Annotated in this window: 16 protein-coding genes and 1 riboswitch; of the genes, 1 reads left to right on the top strand and 15 read right to left on the bottom strand. The window is 64.3% G+C overall.

The features are described 5' to 3' along the window. Positions 1–60 precede the first annotated feature (60 nt). Together AC3E6W_RS05200 and ftsY are read right to left on the bottom strand one after the other, a co-directional pair. Positions 61–1,113: a glycosyltransferase gene (locus AC3E6W_RS05200; protein ID WP_490652501.1), complete on the bottom strand. Its 1,053-nt coding sequence runs from the start codon at positions 1,111–1,113 to the stop codon at positions 61–63. Between the two features lie 206 nt (positions 1,114–1,319). Continuing rightward, on the bottom strand, positions 1,320–2,426 hold the full coding sequence (gene ftsY, locus AC3E6W_RS05195) for a signal recognition particle-docking protein FtsY (RefSeq protein ID WP_490652500.1): 1,107 nt from the start codon (positions 2,424–2,426) through the stop codon (positions 1,320–1,322). Positions 2,427–2,601: 175 nt separating this feature from the next. Between ftsY and AC3E6W_RS05190 the strand changes: the two genes are divergently transcribed. Continuing rightward, complete coding sequence (locus AC3E6W_RS05190) at positions 2,602–4,074, top strand: MFS transporter (RefSeq protein ID WP_490652499.1); 1,473 nt, start codon at positions 2,602–2,604, stop codon at positions 4,072–4,074. A 315-nt stretch (positions 4,075–4,389) separates the two neighbouring features. Here the strand turns inward: AC3E6W_RS05190 and trpC are convergent, their stop codons facing one another. The 13 genes from trpC to AC3E6W_RS05125 form a co-directional block, all read right to left on the bottom strand. Beyond that, on the bottom strand, positions 4,390–5,205 hold the full coding sequence (gene trpC / locus AC3E6W_RS05185) for an indole-3-glycerol phosphate synthase TrpC (protein ID WP_314507327.1): 816 nt from the start codon (positions 5,203–5,205) through the stop codon (positions 4,390–4,392). 14 nt (positions 5,206–5,219) lie between these two features. Beyond that, positions 5,220–6,830, bottom strand: coding sequence for an anthranilate synthase component I (locus tag AC3E6W_RS05180; protein WP_490652498.1), 1,611 nt, complete (start codon positions 6,828–6,830; stop codon positions 5,220–5,222). A gap of 219 nt (positions 6,831–7,049) precedes the next feature. Next, complete coding sequence (gene ribH / locus AC3E6W_RS05175) at positions 7,050–7,523, bottom strand: 6,7-dimethyl-8-ribityllumazine synthase (RefSeq protein ID WP_070681671.1); 474 nt, start codon at positions 7,521–7,523, stop codon at positions 7,050–7,052. Between the two features lie 80 nt (positions 7,524–7,603). Next, the gene (locus AC3E6W_RS05170) at positions 7,604–8,362 is read right to left on the bottom strand and encodes a GTP cyclohydrolase II (protein WP_490652497.1); all 759 of its coding nucleotides are present in this window, start codon (positions 8,360–8,362) and stop codon (positions 7,604–7,606) included. Next, a complete protein-coding gene (gene ribB / locus AC3E6W_RS05165) occupies positions 8,359–9,660 on the bottom strand; it encodes a 3,4-dihydroxy-2-butanone-4-phosphate synthase (RefSeq protein WP_490652496.1) in 1,302 nt (433 codons plus the stop codon). Before ribB ends, AC3E6W_RS05170 begins: the two co-directional genes overlap by 4 nt. Before the next feature lie 204 nt (positions 9,661–9,864). Further along, positions 9,865–11,238: a bifunctional diaminohydroxyphosphoribosylaminopyrimidine deaminase/5-amino-6-(5-phosphoribosylamino)uracil reductase RibD gene (ribD, locus tag AC3E6W_RS05160; protein ID WP_490652495.1), complete on the bottom strand. Its 1,374-nt coding sequence runs from the start codon at positions 11,236–11,238 to the stop codon at positions 9,865–9,867. 17 nt (positions 11,239–11,255) lie between these two features. Next, positions 11,256–12,056: a nicotinamide riboside transporter PnuC gene (gene pnuC, locus AC3E6W_RS05155; protein ID WP_239663098.1), complete on the bottom strand. Its 801-nt coding sequence runs from the start codon at positions 12,054–12,056 to the stop codon at positions 11,256–11,258. 248 nt (positions 12,057–12,304) lie between these two features. Further along, positions 12,305–12,498: riboswitch (FMN riboswitch) on the bottom strand. Between the two features lie 1,095 nt (positions 12,499–13,593). Next, positions 13,594–14,775, bottom strand: coding sequence for a hypothetical protein (locus AC3E6W_RS05150; RefSeq protein WP_490652494.1), 1,182 nt, complete (start codon positions 14,773–14,775; stop codon positions 13,594–13,596). Between the two features lie 589 nt (positions 14,776–15,364). Beyond that, the gene (gene fabF, locus AC3E6W_RS05145) at positions 15,365–16,636 is read right to left on the bottom strand and encodes a beta-ketoacyl-ACP synthase II (protein ID WP_490652493.1); all 1,272 of its coding nucleotides are present in this window, start codon (positions 16,634–16,636) and stop codon (positions 15,365–15,367) included. A gap of 181 nt (positions 16,637–16,817) precedes the next feature. Further along, positions 16,818–17,060: an acyl carrier protein gene (locus AC3E6W_RS05140; RefSeq protein WP_049334085.1), complete on the bottom strand. Its 243-nt coding sequence runs from the start codon at positions 17,058–17,060 to the stop codon at positions 16,818–16,820. A 145-nt stretch (positions 17,061–17,205) separates the two neighbouring features. Beyond that, positions 17,206–18,231 (bottom strand): beta-ketoacyl-ACP synthase III, encoded by a 1,026-nt coding sequence (locus tag AC3E6W_RS05135; RefSeq protein ID WP_490652492.1) that lies wholly within the window; start codon positions 18,229–18,231, stop codon positions 17,206–17,208. A 78-nt stretch (positions 18,232–18,309) separates the two neighbouring features. Next, the gene (locus AC3E6W_RS05130) at positions 18,310–19,209 is read right to left on the bottom strand and encodes an ACP S-malonyltransferase (protein WP_070825456.1); all 900 of its coding nucleotides are present in this window, start codon (positions 19,207–19,209) and stop codon (positions 18,310–18,312) included. A gap of 219 nt (positions 19,210–19,428) precedes the next feature. Next, positions 19,429–20,499, bottom strand: a complete 1,071-nt coding sequence (locus AC3E6W_RS05125; protein WP_490652491.1) for a tyrosine recombinase XerC — start codon at positions 20,497–20,499, stop codon at positions 19,429–19,431. Between the last annotated feature and the right edge of the window lie 92 nt (positions 20,500–20,591).

Raw genomic sequence — 20,591 nt, 5'->3', positions numbered from 1 at the left:
CAGGGGCACCAGGCAGGGTATCTGCTGGGCCAGAATATCTAAGGACGCAAAAACCTAGCTCTACTCCCCGCGACTGGCTCGGTAGAGCTCCGCGGCGCGCTCCTCCGAAGACTCATCGTCGCCGAGCATCAGGTAGCACAGGTACAGGGTGAAGGCGGCGCGGGGGTCCTCAGCGAGCGCGCTGGTTCCTTCGCCGGGCCGGGTGCTGAAGGCGATAACGTCGTGCGCCTGGGGCAGGACGGCGACCAGGTGCGCGGCGGTTTCGTAGCCGTCCTGGTTGCCGGGCAGGACGAAGTTGCGCGGCTCCGGGTTAGCCTCCGTAGCGCTAGCATCGGCTCCTACTCGGGCGGCGGAAAAGTTAGCCTTGAGGACGTCCTCAACACGGCGAATCAGGTCGGCATCGGGCAGGGCGCGGTCATCCGCGGCAAACGCAATGTGGATGCCGCTCAGAGTCTCGTAGGGGTGCTCACCCGCGTAGTATCCGGCGGCAAGAGCGTAGCCGGTCAGCAGGCGTGCCTCGTCGGCGGTGAAGGTGCCGCGCGCCTCGCGCAGGGCGGGTAGCAGAAGCTCGGTCAGGAGCGGGTACAGGGACTCGGGGGCGTTCGCGATAGCCTCCTGCAGGTATTCGCCTGCCTCCGCGGTGGGCTCGGCGTTGAGCAGGGTCAGGAAAGCCTCATCGGTGCCAGCCCAGCAGCGGGCAATCAGCACAAGGGTTGCAACGAGTGCGAGAAGTTCACGGTAGTTACCCGAACGGTCGGCGCCGAAGGTGTCAGCAACAACGCGGGCGAGCATGCGGGCGGCAATGTTCTCGAGGATGAACTCGTCGTAGGGGTTGGTGCCGGGCCAGTTGGCGGGGTCGGGCAGATAGGTTTCGTCCAGGTAGCGCAGCACGGGCTCGAGGGGCGCGGGCGCGTCCGCGGCGAGGTCGGGGCAGCACTGCTCAACCCAGCCGTTCACGGTAGCCTCATCGGCGATTCCGGTAGCCTCAGCCAGCTGGGCGCGCGAAAGGCTGTACGGTGCAACGAGTTCGGCGAGGTCGTCACAGGCGCCGTTGGAACGGTAGGCGGGCTGGTAGTTGGCGCTGGGGAGGGTTCCGGGGAGGGTTGCTGCCATGGTGGTTCCTTCGCTGAGGTTCGGGGTGAATTGGGTTGTACGGTGTGCGATGCTCGGTTGAGGGCCCGGAGCATCTTCTGATTTCAGAATATCCCAGAGCCTCGCATCGTGTGCTGCCCGTCGTCATTAACCGCATTAACCGCGAGAAGCCACATGTGTTTGAACACATGTGGCTTCTCGGCGTAAAGGCGTAGAGGCAGCGAATGTTAGTCCAGCAGCGCGTCCACGAATGCTTCCGGGTCGAACGGTGCCAGGTCGTCCGGGCCCTCGCCCAGGCCGATGAGCTTGACGGGAACGCCCAGCTCCTCCTGAATGGCCACGACGATACCGCCCTTCGCGGTGCCGTCGAGCTTAGTCAGCACAATACCGGTCACGTCCACGATCTCGCCAAAGACCTTCGCCTGGATCATGCCGTTCTGGCCGGTCGTCGCGTCGATGACCAGGAGCACCTCGGTCACGGGGGCTTCCTTCTCAATCACACGCTTGATCTTACCGAGCTGATCCATCAGGCCGGCCTTGTTCTGCAGGCGGCCCGCGGTATCCACGAGCACGGTGTCGACGCCTTCCTCCTTGCCGGTCTTAACCGCATCAAAGGCGACCGAAGCGGGGTCGGCGCCTTCCTTCTCGGAACGCACCGTCTTCACGCCCACGCGGTCACCCCAGGTGGTCAGCTGCTCCGACGCGGCGGCGCGGAAGGTATCGGCGGCGCCCAGAATCAGGGACTGACCGTCCGCAACCATCACGCGGGCAATCTTGCCGACGGTCGTGGTCTTACCCACGCCGTTCACGCCAACGACCAGCACCACGCCGGGGTTGCCGTCGCTACCGGAGGTCTTCAGCTCGCGGTCCATGTCGGGGCCGACAATCTTCACAAGCTCCTCGCGAAGCATCTTCTTCACGGCGGCGGGGTTATTCGTGCCCTCGACGCGCACGCGCTTCTGCAGGGCCTCAACCAGGCGGGTGGTCGGCTCGGAACCCAGGTCAGCCAGCAGCAGGGTCTCCTCAACCTCGTCCCACACATCCTGGTCGATGCGGTCGCGAGACAGCAGGGAAAGCAGGCCCTGACCGAGCATGTTGTTCGAGCGGGCCAGGCGGGCACGCAGACGAACCAGGCGACCCGCGGAGGGGTCGGGCATCTCAATTTCAATGGAGCGAGGTGCCGAGCTATCAGCTTCCGGTGCCGACTCTCCGGAGGCGGCGGCCGCCTCCTGGCGCAAAGACTGCAGGTTCGCGGTCTTCTTGGGTCGGCGCAGAACGGCGAAAAGCACACCGGCAATCACCAGTACGCCCAGCACAATCGCACAGATTATCATCGTTTCATTCACACTACTAGCTTACCGGCTTGGGAGGTTTCGTCGGTCTAGTTGACGCGCGTACCCGGCCCGGCCCGGAGTAGACTGGACACTATTGAAGTTTTCTAGCTGAGCGCAGCCGGTGTTTAGGGGTGGGGCCCCGCGGCTGCATCAGCCCACACACACGAGGATGCGCATGAGGAACCCTGCCACAACACCGCCCGTTTTTGATCCACGCACAATCAACCCAAACCGCGTGCCGACCGGTCTGAAGGTTCTAATCGTTGCCTCGTTCATGATTGCGGTAGGTTTCGGCCTGGTCGCGCCGGTGCTGCCGAATTACGCGCAGAATTTTAACGCAACGGTCACTATGGCGACGATGGTGGTTTCTGCGCTGGCGATTACGCGTCTGCTGTTTGCACCGACGGCGGGCAAGATTATTACCCGTTTCGGTGAGCGCCCGGTGTACACGATCGGCATGCTGATTGTGTCCGTGACCTCGTTTATGATTGCCTTCGCCTGGGATTACTGGGTGCTATTGGCCGCACGCGCGGCGGCCGGTATTGGCTCGGTCATGTTCACGGTCTCCGCGATGGGTCTGCTGGTGCGTCTCTCCCCTCCCCATATGCGCGGCCGCATTTCCGGTTATTACGCGACGGCCTTCCTGCTGGGCAACCTGCTTGGCCCGGTCATTGCGAGCGCCCTGGCTCCATTTGGTCTGCGCGCACCGTTTATCGTGTACGGTTTTTCGCTGCTGGTGGCGGGCCTGATTGTGTGGTTCTTGATGCCGTCGCAGGCGACCCTGGAGGCCGAGCGTGATGCGATTGCCGAGGCGGCGCGGCTGGCTGAGCGTAAGGGCACCGGGACTCTGCCGTCGGAGGCTCCCTCCCCCACTTCTGGCAGCGCCGAGCGCTCTGAGACTGAAGCTAATTCCCCCGCCCAGGCTATCCCTCCTGCCGAGGCACAGGCTGACGCCTCCGACAAGGCCGCCCACCCCGAGGCCGCCTCGGGTAGGAGCAACCTGCCGGCGATGACGGTTCGTGACGCGTTGAAGTTCACGAATTACCGCTCCGCCCTGGTTTCGAATTGGGCGATTGGCTGGTCGGTGTTCGGCGTGCAGTCCTCGATTATTCCGCTGGCCGCGGCATATTTGGCGACCGGCGGCGACATGTCGAACGCCGTGGCAGGTACTCTGCTGGCCTCGTTGGCGATGGCGACGAACTCGCTGGGTAACGCGCTGACGCAGACGTTCTCGGGCCGTTTCTCGGACCGTTTCGGCCGCCGCGTCATGGCCTTCTCCGGTCTACTGCTTTCGGGCTCTGCGGTGACTTTCATGGGCTTCGCGCCTGTGGCCTGGGTGTTTGTCTCGTTGACGGCGTGCCTGGGTATTGGTGCGGCGTTTATGGGCCCGTCGATTCAGGCCGCGGTTTCTGATGTGATTGGCACCCGCCGCAGTGGCGGCCAGGTGTTGGCGGTGTACCAGATGTGCAGCGATTTCGGCATGATTCTGGGCCCGCTGGTGGCCGGTCTCATCGCGGATGCGTGGGGCTTCGTCCCGGCGTTTGTGTTGAGCGGCTTGCTGCTGGTGGCGGCGGCCTTCACGTGGGCTCCGTTCCAGAAGGCGCGTTGGCCGAAGGATATTGCGGACGCCGACTACACGGGCCGCTAAAAGCTCTCTAATAAGTAAAAAGCCGGTGCCTGCTGCGAAGCAGGCACCGGCTTTATGTGTGTGAGAGGTGAGTTGGCAGCAACGCCCGACCCCAGACCAAGCCACCTATATATCCCCAGCTCAAGGCAAGCTAACCCGAGAAGGAAACCCCGTACCAACCCCTATATCAACCTCACCGAGGGATAGGCGACCTAGAGGGCGTACCGGACACGCGAAGCGGGGGCTCCGTCCTCGAGGTGCCTCAGGCACCGATGAGGGGGCACTCCCCCGCAAGCGGCGTCCGGTACAACCTCTCAAACCCTAACCCACGGAACTCTAACGGGTCACAGGCACCTTGGAGAATTCGCGCACGGTACCTTCGGGGTCGCCGGAACGAACCAGCGCTTCACCGATGAGGATCGCATCCGCACCGGCACCGGCGTAGGCGCGCACATCCTCGATGCCGGCGACACCGGACTCAGCAACCTTAATCACCGAGTCGGGCAGGTGCGCGGCAAGGGATGCGTAGTGCTCGTTATTGACCTCAAGGGTCTTGAGGTTACGCACGTTGATGCCCACGATCTTGGCGCCGATGCGCTGGGCGACCTCGATTTCTTCGGGGGTGTGGGTCTCGACGAGGGCGTTCATGCCGAGCGACTCGGTGAGTTCCAGGAACTCGCGCAGGGTCTTCTCGTCGAGGGCCGCGACGATGAGCAGCACCAGGTCGGCGCCGTGCGCGCGGGCCTCCCAAATCTGGTACTCGTCGACGGTGAAGTCCTTGCGAAGCACGGGGATGTTCACCGCGGCGCGCACAGCGTCAAGGTCTGCGAGGGAGCCCTTGAAGCGGCGCTGTTCGGTGAGCACGGAGATTGCTGCGGCGCCACCTGCCTCGTAGTGTGCGGCGAGTGCGGCGGGGTCGGGGATTTCGCCGAGGGCGCCCTTGGAGGGTGAGGAGCGCTTCACCTCGGAGATAATGCGTGCGGTCGAGCCGTTGCCACCACCGGGTACCTCACCGCGCAGGGAGGCGAGCGCGTCACGGGCGGGTGCGGCGGCGAGGGCTCGCTTCTTCATCTCCTCGAGGGGAACCTGCTGTACGCGGGCGGCGAGGTCTTCGCGGACGCCAACGATGATGTCGTCGAGAACGGTGCTCATGGTGTCTCCTTGGGTTACTGGACGGCGTTGACGGCCGCGTCCGCGTCCAGCGGTGCCAGGCCGGAGGCGGTCAGCACGGCGCGCAACGGAGCGGCGGACTTGTTGACGGTTTCGAGGGCTTCGGAATCGGGGTTGGAGTCCATCACGAGGCCCGCACCGGCCTGAACGTAGGCGGTGCCTTCCTTGAGCACGGCGGTGCGGATGGCGATTGCCATGTCCATGTTGCCGGCAAAGTCGAAGTAGCCGCACACGCCGCCGTAGACGCCGCGGCGGGTGGGTTCGTATTCGTCGATGAGCTGCATCGCGCGAGGCTTGGGCGCGCCGGAGAGGGTACCGGCGGGGAAGGCGACGCGCAGCACGTCGTAGGCGCTGAACTGCGGGTCGAGTTCGGCGCTGACGGCGGAGGAAATGTGCATAATGTGGCTAAAACGCTCAATGATCATGAACTGGTCAACCGAGACGGTGCCGGGCTTGGCGATGCGCGAGAGGTCGTTGCGTGCCAGGTCGACGAGCATGAGGTGTTCGGAGCGTTCCTTTTCGTCGGCGAGCAGCTCCTCGGCCAGGGCCACGTCTTCCTCGCGGGTTGCGCCGCGCGGGCGGGAACCGGCGATGGGGTGGGTGCTGGCGATGCCGTGCTTGAGGGTAACGAGCGCCTCCGGGGAGGAGCCGACAATGTGGAACGGAGTTCCCTCAGCGTCGTCGAAGTTGAAGAGGTACATGTACGGCGAGGGGTTGGACTGGCGCAGCACGCGGTACACGTCGAGGGGGCGGGCGTCGGTCTGCGCCTCAAAGCGGCGCGAGAGCACGAGCTGGAAGACGTCGCCATCGATGATGTTCTTCTTGGAACGCGCGATGATGTCCTTGAAATCCTGGTCGCTCCAGGTGAGGGTGACGTCCTCGCGAACCTTGCGGTTGACCTCGTCCACGCCCGAGAGAATGGAGGTCGTGGCCGCGGCGCCGCACTGCAGGCGACGGAGCATACTGTGCAGGCGCGCGACGGCATCGTCGTAGGCACCGTCGACGTTTTCGCTGGTGCCGTTGAAGTTAATGGCGTTGGCGACGAGCAGGACGGTGCCGTCCTGGTTGTCGTGAATGGCCATGTCGGAGACCATGTTGAGCGCGAACTCGGGCAGCTTCACGTCGTCGGCGGGCGGGTTGGGCAGGTTCTCCCAGTGGCGGACGACATCCCAGCCGAGGTAGCCGACCAGGCCGGAGGTGAGCGGCGGCAGGCTCGGGTCGGGCTCGGTGTAAAGCATCTGCAGGGTCTTGGCGATGGCCTCCACGGGGTCGCCGTCGACGGGTGCGCCGGCGGGGGTGCGGCCCTGCCAGTGGACGGCACCGTCAACGGTGGTGAGGGTCGAGCGGGAAGACGCACCGATGAAGGAGTAACGTGCCCACGAAGCGGACTCACCCTCGGAGGAAATCGTGGCGGATTCGAGCAGGAAGGTGCCGTGGGCCGCCTCGACGGGCGCACCCTGGTCGTCCTGGAGTACGAGGGAACGGTAGATGCCGATGGGGGTGAGCGAGTCGGCGAGGATTTTAATGTGGACGGGAATCACGCGGGTTCCGGCTGCACGGGCGCGGAATTCTTCGCGCGAGGGGGTGATGGTGCCCAAATCCTGCATTACTGTACTCCTTTGGGGTGGGGTGACGCCGGTGATGCCGCGATGCGTCAGGGTAGGTGGCGGGTTCTGTGTTCAGTCTACCCGCGGGTGTTGATTCGTGTTGGCCCACGGCAAGGACGATGCGGGCCGGCGCCTCCGAACCTCAAGGGGTCCGGAGGCACCAATCCGCGAACGCCGTGAAGCCGCCGAGGGCGGCCCCGCTACGGGGTGGACGTGCCGTTATGCGAGGTTCTTGAGGGTTGCCGCGGTCTGCAGTGCGGCGGCGGTCGCCTCGTAGCCCTTGTCTTCGTTGGAGCCTTCCAGGCCGGCACGGTCCAGGGCCTGCTCCTCGTTATCGCAGGTGAGCACGCCGAAGCCGATGGGGCGGCCGGTCAGCACGGAAACGTCGGTCAGGCCGCCGGTTGCGCCCTGGCAGACGTACTCGAAGTGCGGGGTGCCGCCGCGAATCACGACGCCGAGCGCGACGATGGCGTCGAACTTATCGGCGAGGCGAGTTGCGGCGACGGGCAGCTCAAAGGTGCCCGGAACGCGCACGAGGGTGGGTTCAAGGCCGGCGTCGCGGGCGGCGCGCTGCGCGCCGTCGATCAGGCCGTCCATGACTCGGGTGTGCCAGCTGGCCGCGATAATGGCGAGCTTGAAGCCCTTGTAGTCTTCGGGGTTGAGGGAGGTGTCTGCTGCGCCGACGCCGCTCATGGTGTTCTCCTTTTGGTGGGTTGATTTGAAATAGTGGGGTGTCTGTTTTCCGGGGTTCGCCGGGTTGCTGGCCGGCCGGGTTAGGCACGCTCAAGCAGGTGACGCATGCGTTCCCGCTTGGTGTGCAGGTAGTGGGCGTTCTCGACTCGGGCGGGAATCTCGTCCGGGATCAGCTCGATCACGCGCAAGCCGAGGCCTTCGAGGGCCTCCTGCTTGGCGGGGTTATTGGTGACCAGACGCATTTCGTGCACGCCGAGCTCCTGCAGAATCAGTGCCGCCTGCGAGTAGTCGCGCATGTCGCCGTCCAGGCCGAGGGCGAGATTCGCGTCGAGGGTGTCGAGCCCGGCATCCTGCAGGGCGTAGGCGCGAAGCTTGTTAACCAAGCCGATGCCGCGCCCCTCGTGGTTGCGCACGTAGACGAGGTACCCGCCGGCGCGGCCGATAATGCGCAGGCCGTTCTCCAGCTGGGGTCCGCAATCGCAACGGAAGGAGCCGAAGATATCGCCGGTCGCACACTCGGAGTGGATGCGCACGGCGGGCACTCCCCCGCCCTCGTAGGGTACGGGGTTGCCGTCGCGGTCGAGGGCCCGGGCGCTGAGGTGCTCGGCGCCGTCCGCGAAACGCCAGGCGCGCAGACCGAAGAGGCCGTTCGGGGTGGGAACGGCAACCTCCTCGGTGCTTTCGACCAGCAGCGGGCTGGGGTTGGGCACCATGTCGAGGGGGCTGACTCGGTAGCTTTCCGCGAGACGCGCGGCCGTAGCGCGGGACTCGGTGCTCAGGCTCTCGGGGCCCGTCGCCTTCGCGGTCACCTGCTCGGCCGCGTTCATCGCGCCGCTCATGCGTTCTCCCCGGTCGGAGCGTTCTGTGCCACGTACTTGATGAGGTCCTCAATGGAAATCATAGGCAGGTTGTGCTCGGTTGCGAAGGCGCGCAGGGCATCAAAACGCATCATGGAGCCGTCGTCGTGCACGACCTCGGCGATGACGCCCACGCCGGATAGGCCCGCCGCGCGGGAGAGCTCCACGGCGGCCTCGGTGTGACCGGGGCGCTGAGCCACGCCGCCGTCAACGGCGCGCAGCGGGAAGATGTGGCCGGGGCGGGTAATATCCGCCGGACTGGAGGAGGCATCGGCAAGAATCTGCACGGTGCGTGCGCGGTCCGCCGCAGAGATGCCGGTGCTCACGCCGGAGGCCGCATCGCAGGAGACGGTGTAGGCGGTGCCCTTGGGATCCTCGTTGTTGGTGACCATGGGCGGCAGCTTCATCTCGTCGGCGCGCTTGTTACTCATGGGGGCGCACACCACGCCGGAGGTGTAGCGAATCATGAAGCCCATCAGCTCGGGGGTTGCGTGCTCGGCGGCAAAGATAATGTCGCCCTCGTTCTCGCGGTCCTCGTCGTCCACCACGACCACGGCGCGACCGGCGGCGATGGCGTCCACCGCGGTCTGCACGCCGTCGAGCACGCTTGCGGCGTCGGCGCGGCGGGGCGCAACCTGCTCAGAAGCAGTCTGAGGTGCGCCGGCGAAGGCGGTCAGGCGCTGCACGTACTTGGCGAGCGCATCGGTCTCAAGGTTCACGCTGCCGCCGACCTTGAGCGTGCCGAGGTTGGTTGCCTTCAGGGTTTCGGGAATCAGGCCGACCTCAAACCACGCGGGGCTCTCACCGGGGGCAGAAACGGCGGTGACGGTCAGGGACACGCCGGACACAGCGATGGAGCCCTTCTCCGCCAGCAGGGGTGCCAGCTCGGCGGGCAGGTTGAAACGCAGGGTGCTCCATGCCTCGTGCGCGGTGACGGAGGCGAGGGTACCGACCGCATCCACGTGACCCTGCACGACGTGACCGTCGAAGCGGCCACCGGCGGGCAGGCAACGCTCCAGGTTGACGGTGTCGCCGGGGTTCAGGTCGCCGAGGTTGGTGCGGCGCAGAGTCTCACCCATGGCGTAGGCGCGAAACTGGCCGGGCTGCAGCTGGTCGAGGTCGATAGCGGTGAGGCATACACCGTTGACGGCGAGGGAGCCGCCGTGGTCGAGGTCGGCGACGATGTCACCGGCGTTGAGGGTCAGGTAGGCTGCGTCGCTGCCTTCGATGGGGGTGATGGATTCTACGGTGCCGAGGGCGCCAATAATTCCGGTAAACATGTGTTTTCCTTTTCTCGCCGTATCCGCCGGTTGTCGTCGTTGAGGGTGACGGGCGGCGATGGTTTGCTCTACGTATAACTATACGTATTTTTCGAATATTCCCTGTAGTCGGATGCGGGACGTGCCAGTATGCGAACCCGGTAGCGTTCAGTGAAGCTACCGACGCAGTTCTACCGGGCCCGATTTGCCCGGCACGTACGGGGGCTAATCCAGCCGCGGTTCGGGCGCGCGGCAGGCGTCCAGCTTCGGCAGGGTGCGCCGCTCACCCGGTTCCTGTGCCGTTCCGCGAGGTGCTGGCACCAGGTGCGTCGCGGTGTCATTGCCGAGCACGCGCACCGCCGGGAACATTCCCAGGTCGTCCAGTTGCAGGCGCGGCGCCTGCGCGAGGGTGTCCACGAGCAGGCGATACACGGCGCTTTTGCCGCGGCCCATGATGATGGGGGCGCGGTACCAGACCATCTCGTCGATGAGGTCTTCACCGGCGAAGAGGCCAACCATGCCGGGGCCGCCCTCAATCATGAGGTGCCGCACACCGCGGTCGTAAAGCTCATCGAGCAGTTCGCGCGGGTCGTGGGTGAAGACCTGCAGGAAGTTCTGCGGGTCCGCCTCAACACCTTCGGGCGGGTTGAGGCCGCGAATCCGGTAGTTGTCCGTAATCTCGGTCTTGCCCATGACCACGCGCAGCGGCTGCTTCTCGAAGCGCTTGCTGTCGGCATCGCGGGAATCCAGGGTCGGGTCGTCCATGAGGGTGGTTCGGGTGCCAATCATGACGGCGTCGGCGCGGTGGCGGATCAGGTGCCCGTCAGCGCGGGCGGCGGGGCCGGTAATCCACTTGCTCGTGCCGTCGGCCGCCGCGATAAACCCGTCGAGCGTGGAGGCACTCTTGGCGGTCACGAAGGGGCGGCGTTCGGCGGCGGCAATGAACCAGCGCTCGTTCAGCAGGTAGGATGCGTTCGCGAACTCCTCCATGGCGTGCACGGTGACGCCCCGCGAGCGCAGGTAGGCGGCGCCTCCTGCGGCGTTTTCGGTGTCGTCGCTGTAGGCGTAGTAGAGTTCGCCGATGCCCGCCTCGACGACGGCGTGGGAGCAGGGACCGGTACGTCCGGTGTGGTTGCAGGGTTCCAGGCTCACGTACATGCGGGCGCCGGTGAGGTCGGTTCCGGCGGCGCGGGCGGCTGCGAGTGCGTCGGCCTCGGCGTGCGGGGTGCCTGCGCCTCGGTGGTAGCCCACGTGCAGCAGGTGTCCCTCACTGTCGGTGATGACGGCTCCGACGAGCGGGTTTGCGCCGCGAATACCCTGGCGGGCGGCGTCGAGGGCCAGGCTCATCGCCTCATCATGGCTGAGGGCCTGCTCGGGGCCCGGCAGGTTCAGGGTGCGGGCGACGGGTACGCCGGTGAGGTGCCCGTACTCGGCAGCGGAGTAGTCCAGTTCGTTGTGCGGCAGCGGCACAGTCGAGGGCGTGGTCGCGGGCAGGTAGCCCGTGTCTTTGGGAATGGGTCGCTCGTGCACGGCGCCAATACGCTCGGGCAGGGTACTCGCCGGGCCCTGGGCCTCGTGCTGAGAATCGGTGGTGGTCATCTCGCTTACGCCTCTTTCTACGATGCTACGTTCTGCGAAGCTACATTCTGCGCGGTGTTGCTCTTGGTGGCGACCTCGCACTCCGCCACGGAGTCCGCGGAAGCCAGGTCCGCAACGTCCACGGTCACGTCCGGGAACTGGGTCTGCACGCGGGCCTTCTGCACCTCCAGGTTACGGGTGCGCCACCAGACGAAGAAGCCGACCAGGGTGAAGCATCCGTAGAACACGTACATGAGGGAGGTCGCGTAGTAGCCTGCGCTCCACAGCAGCGGTACGCCAACCAGGTCGACGGCCACCCAGATGAGCCAGAATTCAACCCAACCGCGCGCCATGCCGTAGGTGGCGAGCAGGGAGCCGGTGAAGATCCAGGCGTCGGACCAGACCGGCTCGTAGGAGCCGAGGGCGCGGAAGACGGGGGTGAGCAGCAGGGTTCCGGCGACCATAGCGACAACCAGGCCTGCGCGTTCGGTGTTCGTTGCCCACTGCGGGATGACGGCGGCACCCGCGCTCGCGTTACCGCCGGAGGCTCGGGTTGCGCGCCAACGGTACCAACCCCAGATGGACACGGCGATAAACATGACCTGGCGGCCCGCCTGGCCGAGCATGGTCACGGGGTGGGGGCTACCGACGAGGGTACCCAAAAAGACGGTGAGGAGCAGCAGATTGCCGAGGATTCCAACGGGCCATGCCCATACTTTGCGTCGCATGCCACCCAGCGCCGATGCCAGGCCGAATGCGTTGCCGAGGACTTCGCGCACGAGGAGGGATTGATCCCCCACGTGGATCTGTGCGTCGAAGAGCCACCGCAGAATGTCCATGATTCTTTCCTCTCGTGTGTGGACGTATTCCGGATGCGCTGTGTGCGCATCTGCGGTGGCTCCGGGGAGAGGAACAGAACCCATCGATTCCGGGCGCATCACGGGGTGGATGCACCGGCTCCGGTGTGTGGGCAGGATCCGCGGGCCCTTCGGGATACCACGACGAAACGTCGAACACGACCCCCACCGCGTTGTACCGCCGGTGGGGTCGCAGACACCTCCGTGAGGGGCGGGACCTGCCGTTTTCTGCTCGTGCTACCTTCCATCCAGACTGTACTGTCGGCACCGGATTTTCACCGGTTCGGCCGTCTGCCTGCTCGGGTGCTCGGTGGTTCGCCGCCGTAAATAGTCGGGCGGTGGACGCGAGTCTGCTCGATGCGGGCGAAACGGTTCGCGGGCTGTGACCGCCGGTTCGGAATTTCACCGACCCCGGAGCACGATGACGCTTCTGATTATGCCACAGCGCGGGCGGGGCGCATATTTTCTCGCCGCCGGAATAAATTACGTGACAAAATGACGTTTTTTGACGCTCCGTGACGATTGACCGCGCGCGATCCGAGGCTCTTTTAGACATCAGCGTCATGGAATTTATCACGATTTAATAACGATGAAGAGCGTCAAACGGACCAAAGTTCCGGGAGTCTAGTTATGCAACCCCCAGAGGGTGTTGAACGACTATCAATAACGCGATGACTAGGAATTATAACAATAAGGTTAAATTATTGGTTGAAGGTTTACTTTAGGTGCGCTTTAAGGTTATTCTATCTACAGGAGCTCCCATCACCGATCATCCGGTTCCATGAGGGCATCGATTATTTTCGGACTCCTCCGAGCGTTTCCTGCAAGATGTTGACTCCTGCCATTGTGGTCTTCACTCCGCACGGGAATGCTTCACCATCGGAAGGAGCGACCACTCCGATTCCTACCTGATGGAACCGGTATGGGAGCTTCTATAAATCTTCCGGACGGGCACCTCGCCCCGAAGGTCGCATACTCCCGTCTTCTCTGTCTACGCCTACCGTGGTGCGAGGCAGGGAACGCGGGAACCTTGCGGGATGGTTTATTCCCGCGCGCTCTGCATTGTCTTGTGGAGTGTGGTGTGTTTGGGTGGCGTATCTGCAGTGCCGGAGCGGATACGCCACCCGTTTTTAACCTGTGAAACGTTTAGTAACCACGCACCCAGGTAAACCGACAGCGCAACCTAACGACAGAACAACCCCTTATTCAACCCAAATTAGGTGTGCTACCTCTGAAACCCAACCACAGACAACCCCTATATCAACCTCACCGAGGGGTAGGCGACCTAGAGGGCGTACCGGACACGCGACGGGGTTCCCTCCTCAAAGCGGCTGGGTTCTTTGAAGGTTAAGGCGCCGCAGAGGGGGCACTCCCCCGCGAGCGGCGTCCGGTATGCACTCTCAAACAACCAACCCACGGAAGCCTAACTCCCCCGCGAGTACGGGTCGGTGCGCGCGCTCCCAGCACCTAGTCCGTGGAGTGCCCGCTTTCTCGGGGATAAATTTCTCGGGATAGATTTCTAGGGGATAAACCAAATGTTCCTAATGGTATCCGGGCCTCCCCAGAACATGTGGACCCACGCAGCGGAGGCCAGCACCCCGAGAAGGACCAGCCCCGGGCGGTAGACGCGACTCTTGGGCAGATAGGAGGCCACCAGCAGGGAGAGGGTAAACATCGGCAGGATGATACGAGGCGTGGAGGTAATGGGGAGCCAGAAGATGAAGAGGTATCCGGCGTAGCAGGCCGTCCACAGCCACAGTGCGGGGTGTAGCAGGGAACGATTGCCCTTGAGCGAAATCCACCAGTAGAAGCCCAGGATGAGCGCCACGAAGAATAGCGCCACGATTTCCCAGGGAAGGGATCCGCCAAGGTATTCGTCCCATTGCTTGACCCACTGGATAAAGATGAGGTGTCCCTCTTCAGGCTTGCGACCGCTCCATCCCAGTTCCGTCGCGAGGTACGCATCGGGGCGTCCGGTGCGGAGGGCGGCGTGCAGAGGGTGCACGAAGGCAAAGGAGCACACCACCAGGGCGCTCAGAAGCTGGCCGAGGCGGCCGCGGAACGCAGCCCACGCATCCGAGAGCGATAGCCGCAGGATGCCGCCGGTGCGGTCGCGGTAGTCGGCAACCGTGCACCAGAGCCACCACAGACCCACGAAGGCACCCAGCGGCACACCCACCGGCCGGGACAGGGCCGCGCAAAGGGCCACGGGGAGCAGCAGAAGGTAGCGGTTACGCACCACGCACCACGCGCACAGGGCCAGGAACAGGGTCGAGAGGGCTTCGGCGTAACCGGTGACAAAGATTGGGCTTGCGGGGCTCAGGGCGTACACGGCCAGGGCCCACAGCGCCAGGCGGTTGCGGGATTCATCCCCCGCCTGCGGGCGGGCGTCGAAGACGCCCCGGGCGCTCCAGTTCAGGGAACCCACGAAAAGGCGGTAGAGCACGAGGGACAACGCGCACCCGGCCACAAGAGTCACCAGAACCGACGCCAGGCGGTAGTCAATACCGAAAACATTGGATACCCCACCGCTGAGCATCGGCTGCAGGGGCATGAACGCCCAGGTGTTGTGGTTTACCGTTCCGTCGGGAAGGAAGGGCAACTCCTGGGGGTAGCCGTGTTTGTGGATGCGCTCGTAGAAGAGAGCGTCCCAAATGTTCAGGTAAGACAGGTAGTCGAGGTTCCGGTTGACCTTGCTCATGGGATGCTGCAGGTCTCGGGTGAGGGAGAGAGCAAAGATGCCGAAGTGAACCGCGCAGGAAAGAATCCAGATCAGCAGCGCCGGGACCCAGGTACGGTATGCGGGCAACCGATGAGTAGGGCGAGCATCCGCGGAACCAGCCGTTACCGGGAGGGTAGACCGAGCCGTTCCCGTATTCTTTTTTGAGACGCGGGGCTCGTCGGGGGTCAACGCTTGATCGCTGATGTTTGAGGTAGTGGAGGAGGGCGCGGCCCGGTTCAGGTGTTTAGCCATACTGCTCTCGAGTGTATAGTCCGATGGGGTTTTGGATACCCTGGTGCTGAAACTGCTATATGTGATGTGTTTTGGTGAATAACTTACCTATAGGATACCGGTAGGTTGTGCTGTTGAGACGTTGAACGCGGTATCCGCGGGAAATATGACGCAGACTGATTCGTGCGATTTCGACACGCGACACTGAAGCTCTAAATGGCTGCCCGGGCAGATAAGAGACACCCCAGCAGCCCCTCCCAAAACGCAACGCTCCCCCGCTACACACGGTAGCTGAGGGAGCGTTACGTCTATCTGGAGCTAGAAAGCCCCAAGATGCTTAGTCTTCGACCGAGCGGAATGCCACGACAGCGTTGTGACCGCCGAAACCGAAGGAGTTCGAGATGGCGACGACCTCACCGGCGGGCAGTTCACGAGCCTCGGTGACAACATTCAGGTCAATCTGCGGGTCCTTGTTGTCAAGGTTGATGGTGCAGGGCGCAGTGCGGTGGTGCAGCGCGAGAACGGTCAGCACGGCCTCGAGAGCGCCAGCGCCACCGAGCAGGTGGCCGGTCATCGACTTGGTTGCGGAGACAGCAATGTCCTTGGTGTGCTCGCCGAAGGTTTCGTGGATCGCGGTTGCTTCGGGGAGGTCACCGGCGGGGGTGCTGGTTGCGTGGGCGTTAATATGCACCACGGTCTTGGGGTCGATGTTGCCATCTTCGAGGGCTTCGCGCAGCGCGCGAGTTGCGCCGAGCGCTGCGGGGTCGGGCGCGGTGATGTGGTAGGAGTCTGCGGAGACGCCGGTACCGGCGAGCTCTGCGTAGACGCGTGCGCCGCGAGCCTTGGCGTGCTCTTCGGACTCGAGGATGAGGGCCGCTGCACCTTCACCCATGACGAAGCCGTCGCGGTCGACGTCGTAGGGACGCGATGCCTTCTCGGGCTCATCGTTACGGGAAGAGAGCGCCTGCATCTTGGCGAATGCCGCCATGGGCAGCGGGTGGATGGCAGCCTCGGAGCCACCAACGATAACCACATCGGCCTTGCCGCTACGAATCATCTCGGCGCCAATCTGCATGGCCTCGGTGGAGGATGCGCAAGCCGAGACAACGGTCTGGGCTGCCGCGCGTGCCTTGAGGTTCATGGAAACCGCGGCTGCGTTGCCGTTGGGCATGAGCATCGGCACGGTCATGGGCAGGACGCGGCGGGGACCCTTTTCGCGGAGGGTATCCCAGGCGTCCAGGAGGGTCCACACACCGCCGATACCGGTACCGAAGGCGACACCGGTGCGAAGGGGATCGACTTCCTCGGCAGATTCAGCGTCGGGGCCGGAGAAACCTGCGTCTTCCCACGCCTCGCGAGCTGCGATGAGGGCGAGCTGTCCCGAAGGATCGAGGCGCTTGGCTTCGACCTTGGTGAGGCGGCCGGATTCGAGGGGTTCAACGGCAAGCTGACCGGCGATGTAGACCGGCAGGTCGTAGTCCTGAACCCAGGGCTGATCAATCGTGGAGACACCGGAAACGCCCTTGGTGGCGTTTGCCCAGGTGGTGGGGACGTCGCCGCCGATGGGGGTGGTTGCGCCGAGGCCGGTCACCAGCACTTTTCGAGACATTGTGGCACTTTCTCTTGGGTGGTTTTGTGGGTGGTCTATCCGGTGGTGTGTGGATAAAAACCTGTGGTCCCCGGGAAGCTTCGGTGCGCGGGCACGTTCGCGGGGCCGGGGGTATGCAGTGGGGGTATGGTGATGCGGCGCGGACCGGTGAGAGCCCGCGCCGCGTCGGTCGCGTTACAGCTTAGGCTGCGTTTGCGATGAAGTCGACTGCGTCGCCAACGGTCTTGAGGTTCTTGACCTCTTCGTCGGGGATGGTAACTTCGAACTTCTCTTCGGCGTTCACGACGATGGTCATCATCGAGATGGAGTCGATGTCCAGGTCCTCGGTGAAGGACTTGTCCAGCTGAACGTCCTCAACCTCAACGCCGGTCTCTTCGTTAACGATCTCTGCCAGACCTGCGAGGATCTCTTCCTTGTTAGCCATTCAGGGGCTCCTTTTGTTATTTCGATGGTCGTCGCACCCACCGGACGGGGGTACGCGTGCATTACCGAGTTTATCGTGTATGCGCTGTGAACGCATGTGACAACTCGGAGTGTGTGGGGATCCGTGTGGATCCGGCTCGGGGCCGTTACGGAAGAACGACGACCTGAGCTGCGAAGGCAAGACCCGCGCCAAAGCCAATCTGCAGGGCGAACTTACCGGAAAGCTCCGGGTTTTCCTTGAGCAGTCGGTGAGCTGCCAGCGGCACGGATGCGGCGGAGGTGTTGCCGGCATCGACGATGTCGCGCGCAACGGCGACGGTGTCGGGAAGCTTGAGGGTCTTGACCATCTGGTCGATGATGCGGGCGTTAGCCTGGTGCGGGATGAGGGCACCGAGCTCGTCGGGGGTGATGCCGGCTTCTTCAAGGGCCTTCTTGGCGACCTTGGCCATCTCCCAGACGGCCCAGCGGAAGACGGAGGGTCCGTCCTGGCGCAGGGTGGGCCAGATCTTTTCGCCTTCCTGCACGGGGTTTGCAATGAAGTCGCGGTTGCGGATGTCCAGGAGGGAGTGGGTCATGCCGACGGTGCCCCAGCGGGAGCCGTCCGAACCCCATACGGTGGGGGCGATGCCGGGCTCGTCAGAGACGCCGACAACTGCGGCGCCCGCGCCGTCACCGAGCAGGAAGGAGATGGAACGCTCGGTGTTATCGATGAAGTTCGACAGCTTTTCAACGCCGATTACGAGGACGTTCTTGGCGGTACCGGCGCGCACGAGCGCGTCCGCCTGGGCGATGCCGTAGCAGAAGCCCGCGCAGGCTGCGGAGATGTCGTAGGCGGGGCACTTGGAGCCGATGGCATCGGCGACGATGGTGGCCAGGGAGGGAGTTGCGTAGGGGTGCGAAATGGTCGAGATGATGACCGCTTCGATATCTTCGCCGGATACGCCGGAGGACTGCAGGGCGTCCTTTGCGGCGCCGATGGCGAGGTCGGTGACGGACTGGTTCTCGCTGGCGCGGTGACGAGTAATGATGCCGGTGCGCTGGCGAATCCACTCATCGGAGGAGTCGATGGCCTCGACGATGTCATCGTTGGGGACGATGACATCGCCGCGGGCGGCACCGTAGCCGAGGATGCGGGAGTAGCGGTTGATCTCGTACTGCTTGAGGGTAGTCACGTATTCAATCCTTTATACTGTTGCGGCTCGCAGGCTGCGGGCTGCTGTCTATGGGGTGAAGCTGAGTCGGTGCCCGACTTAGGCCTTGAGAGCGTCGAGGTCCTCGGGAGTGTTGATGGCGGTGCCGGGGACGCCGCGCATGGCGCGCTTGGCCAGGCCGATGAGGGTGCCGGCGGGGGCCACCTCGATAATGCCCTCGACGTTACGGTCGAGCAGGGTTGCCATGCACAGGTCCCAGCGCACGGGGCTGGTGACCTGCGAAACCAGAGTCTGCACGAACTCTTCACCCGAGGTGACGACGGAGCCGTCACGGTTGGTCAGAAGCGGCGAGCTCGGGTCGGAGACCTTGAGGGAGTCCGCAAATTCCTTGAGGGCGGGGACGGCCGGTGCCATGGCCTCGGTGTGGAACGCGCCGGCCACCTTCAGAGGAATCACGCGGGTGCGGGCCGGCGGGTTGGCGGCAAATTCCTCGATGGCGGGGATGGGGCCTGCGGCAACAATCTGGCCGCCACCGTTGGAGTTTGCGGCAACCAGGCCTGCGGCGGCGATGGCCTCGCGAACGGTGTCCTCAACGCCGCCGAGGACTGCGGCCATGCCGGTCGGGGAGGCTGCGGCGGCCTCCGCCATGCCGTTGGCGCGCACGCGCACGAAGCGCATGGCGTCTTCCTCGCTGAGCACGCCGGCCAGGGCGGCGGCGGTGATTTCACCGACGGAGTGTCCGGCGAAGACGAGCTCTTCACCCTCGAGATCCTTGAGCGCGAGGCGACCGGTCACGATACCCGCTGCCACGATGAGGGGCTGGGCAATGGCGGTGTCCTTGATGGTTTCCTCTTCGGCTTCGGTGCCGTAGTGGATCAGGTCGATACCTGCAGCCTCGGAGAGTCGTTCCAGGTGCTCGCGCACCCCTTCAATCTCAAGCCAGGGGCTCAGAAAGCCCTTCTTCTGGGATCCCTGACCGGGGCAAACGAGTGCGCGCATGCGGTGCGACCTTTCTGATTTTGGTACTCGTACGCGGCGCCGCAACGGGTGCGGCACCCTCGGATAATCTGTTACCTATGCTACCGCGTTCCACTGCCGTGCATAGAGTTTCAGCGTAAATTGAACGGTGTGTAGCTTAGAGCGAACGCGCCCCGCCCATATAGAGAGACGGCCCCGAGCGACTCAACGACGCATTGTCAGGGCCCTCTCCCCCGTCGGTTAGGCCCGGGGGTGGGCGCGGGCATAGGTCTCGGCCAGGCGCCGCATCGACACGTGCGTATAAATCTGCGTTGTCGCAAGCGATGAGTGCCCCAGCAGCTCCTGCACCGAACGGATGTTGGCACCGCCATCGACCAGGTGGGTCGCCGCGGAATGACGCAGAACGTGCGCGCCGGAGGCCTGAGTGTTCTCCACGGTGCGCAGCAGGCGCGTCAGGTCCTCGCGAATCTGACGGGCATTGGCCCGCCCGCCGCGAGGCCCGATGAACAGCGCCGTCACCCCGCTCGAGCCCTCGGGAATCCACTGCGGACGCCCCTTGGAAACCCAGCGGTTGAGGGCTTTGAGAGCCGGGGTTCCCAGCGGAACCACCCGTTCCTTGTTGCCCTTGCCCAGCACGCGCACCGTCTTATTCACGCGGTCAATGCTCTGCAGGTCCAGGCCGGTGAGCTCGGAGATGCGCATCCCGGAGGCGTAGAGAACCTCAACGACGGCTTCCAGGCGTAGCAGACGAGGGTTCCGGGGGTCTTCGGCCCGTTGCCGCTGAACGTTTTCGATGAGCTGGCTCATCTGGTCTCGGCTGAGCACAGGTGGCAGATGGCTCTCACGCTTGGGGGTGCTCATACCGCGCGTGGGGTTGGCCTGCACGAGCTCTTCCTCCTGCGCCCAGGAGAAGAAGGTTCGCAGGGTCGAGCCTCGACGGGCCACGGTCGAGCGGGCAGCACGGCGCAGGTGAAGCGAGCCGAACCATTCGCGAATGAGGGAGGCATCGATGCTGTCCACATGCCGCACGCCGCGACGAGCCACGTAGCCGAAGAACCCCTCCAGGTCGGATACGTAGGATCGGATGGTCTCCTCGGAACGGTGCTTTTCGTAACGCAGGAAGCGTTCGAACCGCTCGATAATCGGGCGGAAGACCTCACCCGAGACGCCCAGGGCCGATTCACCGTTTGCCGATTCGCCGGAGGCCCGGCCCTCTGGTTCCTCCATTGGTCGGGTGTAGGCAACGGGAAGCGTAGTCGAGGGAGCATCCTGGCTTGTGTTGGACTGCGCAGGATGCGCCGGCTGGTTCATAGCGTCTCCTCTCGACCTCTTGGGTAACTGCCGTAGTACCGGTGGACGGGTACCGATGCGCGCCTCCCAGGGGTGGCACGATGCGTCGGGGT

This window comes from Rothia sp. SCPM-O-B-18226 (M350) (assembly GCF_058213595.1).
This window is presented reverse-complemented; position numbering and strand designations above follow the sequence as displayed.

Bases quoted from the DNA above. Each gene is read 5' to 3' on its own strand.
- AC3E6W_RS05200 (WP_490652501.1), bottom strand. From the start codon at position 1,113: ATGGCAGCAACCCTCCCCGGAACCCTCCCCAGCGCCAACTACCAGCCC.
- ftsY (WP_490652500.1), bottom strand. From the start codon at position 2,426: ATGATAATCTGTGCGATTGTGCTGGGCGTACTGGTGATTGCCGGTGTG.
- AC3E6W_RS05190 (WP_490652499.1), top strand. From the start codon at position 2,602: ATGAGGAACCCTGCCACAACACCGCCCGTTTTTGATCCACGCACAATC.
- trpC (WP_314507327.1), bottom strand. From the start codon at position 5,205: ATGAGCACCGTTCTCGACGACATCATCGTTGGCGTCCGCGAAGACCTC.
- AC3E6W_RS05180 (WP_490652498.1), bottom strand. From the start codon at position 6,830: ATGCAGGATTTGGGCACCATCACCCCCTCGCGCGAAGAATTCCGCGCC.
- ribH (WP_070681671.1), bottom strand. From the start codon at position 7,523: ATGAGCGGCGTCGGCGCAGCAGACACCTCCCTCAACCCCGAAGACTAC.
- AC3E6W_RS05170 (WP_490652497.1), bottom strand. From the start codon at position 8,362: ATGAGCGGCGCGATGAACGCGGCCGAGCAGGTGACCGCGAAGGCGACG.
- ribB (WP_490652496.1), bottom strand. From the start codon at position 9,660: ATGTTTACCGGAATTATTGGCGCCCTCGGCACCGTAGAATCCATCACC.
- ribD (WP_490652495.1), bottom strand. From the start codon at position 11,238: ATGACCACCACCGATTCTCAGCACGAGGCCCAGGGCCCGGCGAGTACC.
- pnuC (WP_239663098.1), bottom strand. From the start codon at position 12,056: ATGGACATTCTGCGGTGGCTCTTCGACGCACAGATCCACGTGGGGGAT.
- AC3E6W_RS05150 (WP_490652494.1), bottom strand. From the start codon at position 14,775: ATGAGCAAGGTCAACCGGAACCTCGACTACCTGTCTTACCTGAACATT.
- fabF (WP_490652493.1), bottom strand. From the start codon at position 16,636: ATGTCTCGAAAAGTGCTGGTGACCGGCCTCGGCGCAACCACCCCCATC.
- AC3E6W_RS05140 (WP_049334085.1), bottom strand. From the start codon at position 17,060: ATGGCTAACAAGGAAGAGATCCTCGCAGGTCTGGCAGAGATCGTTAAC.
- AC3E6W_RS05130 (WP_070825456.1), bottom strand. From the start codon at position 19,209: ATGCGCGCACTCGTTTGCCCCGGTCAGGGATCCCAGAAGAAGGGCTTT.
- AC3E6W_RS05125 (WP_490652491.1), bottom strand. From the start codon at position 20,499: ATGAACCAGCCGGCGCATCCTGCGCAGTCCAACACAAGCCAGGATGCT.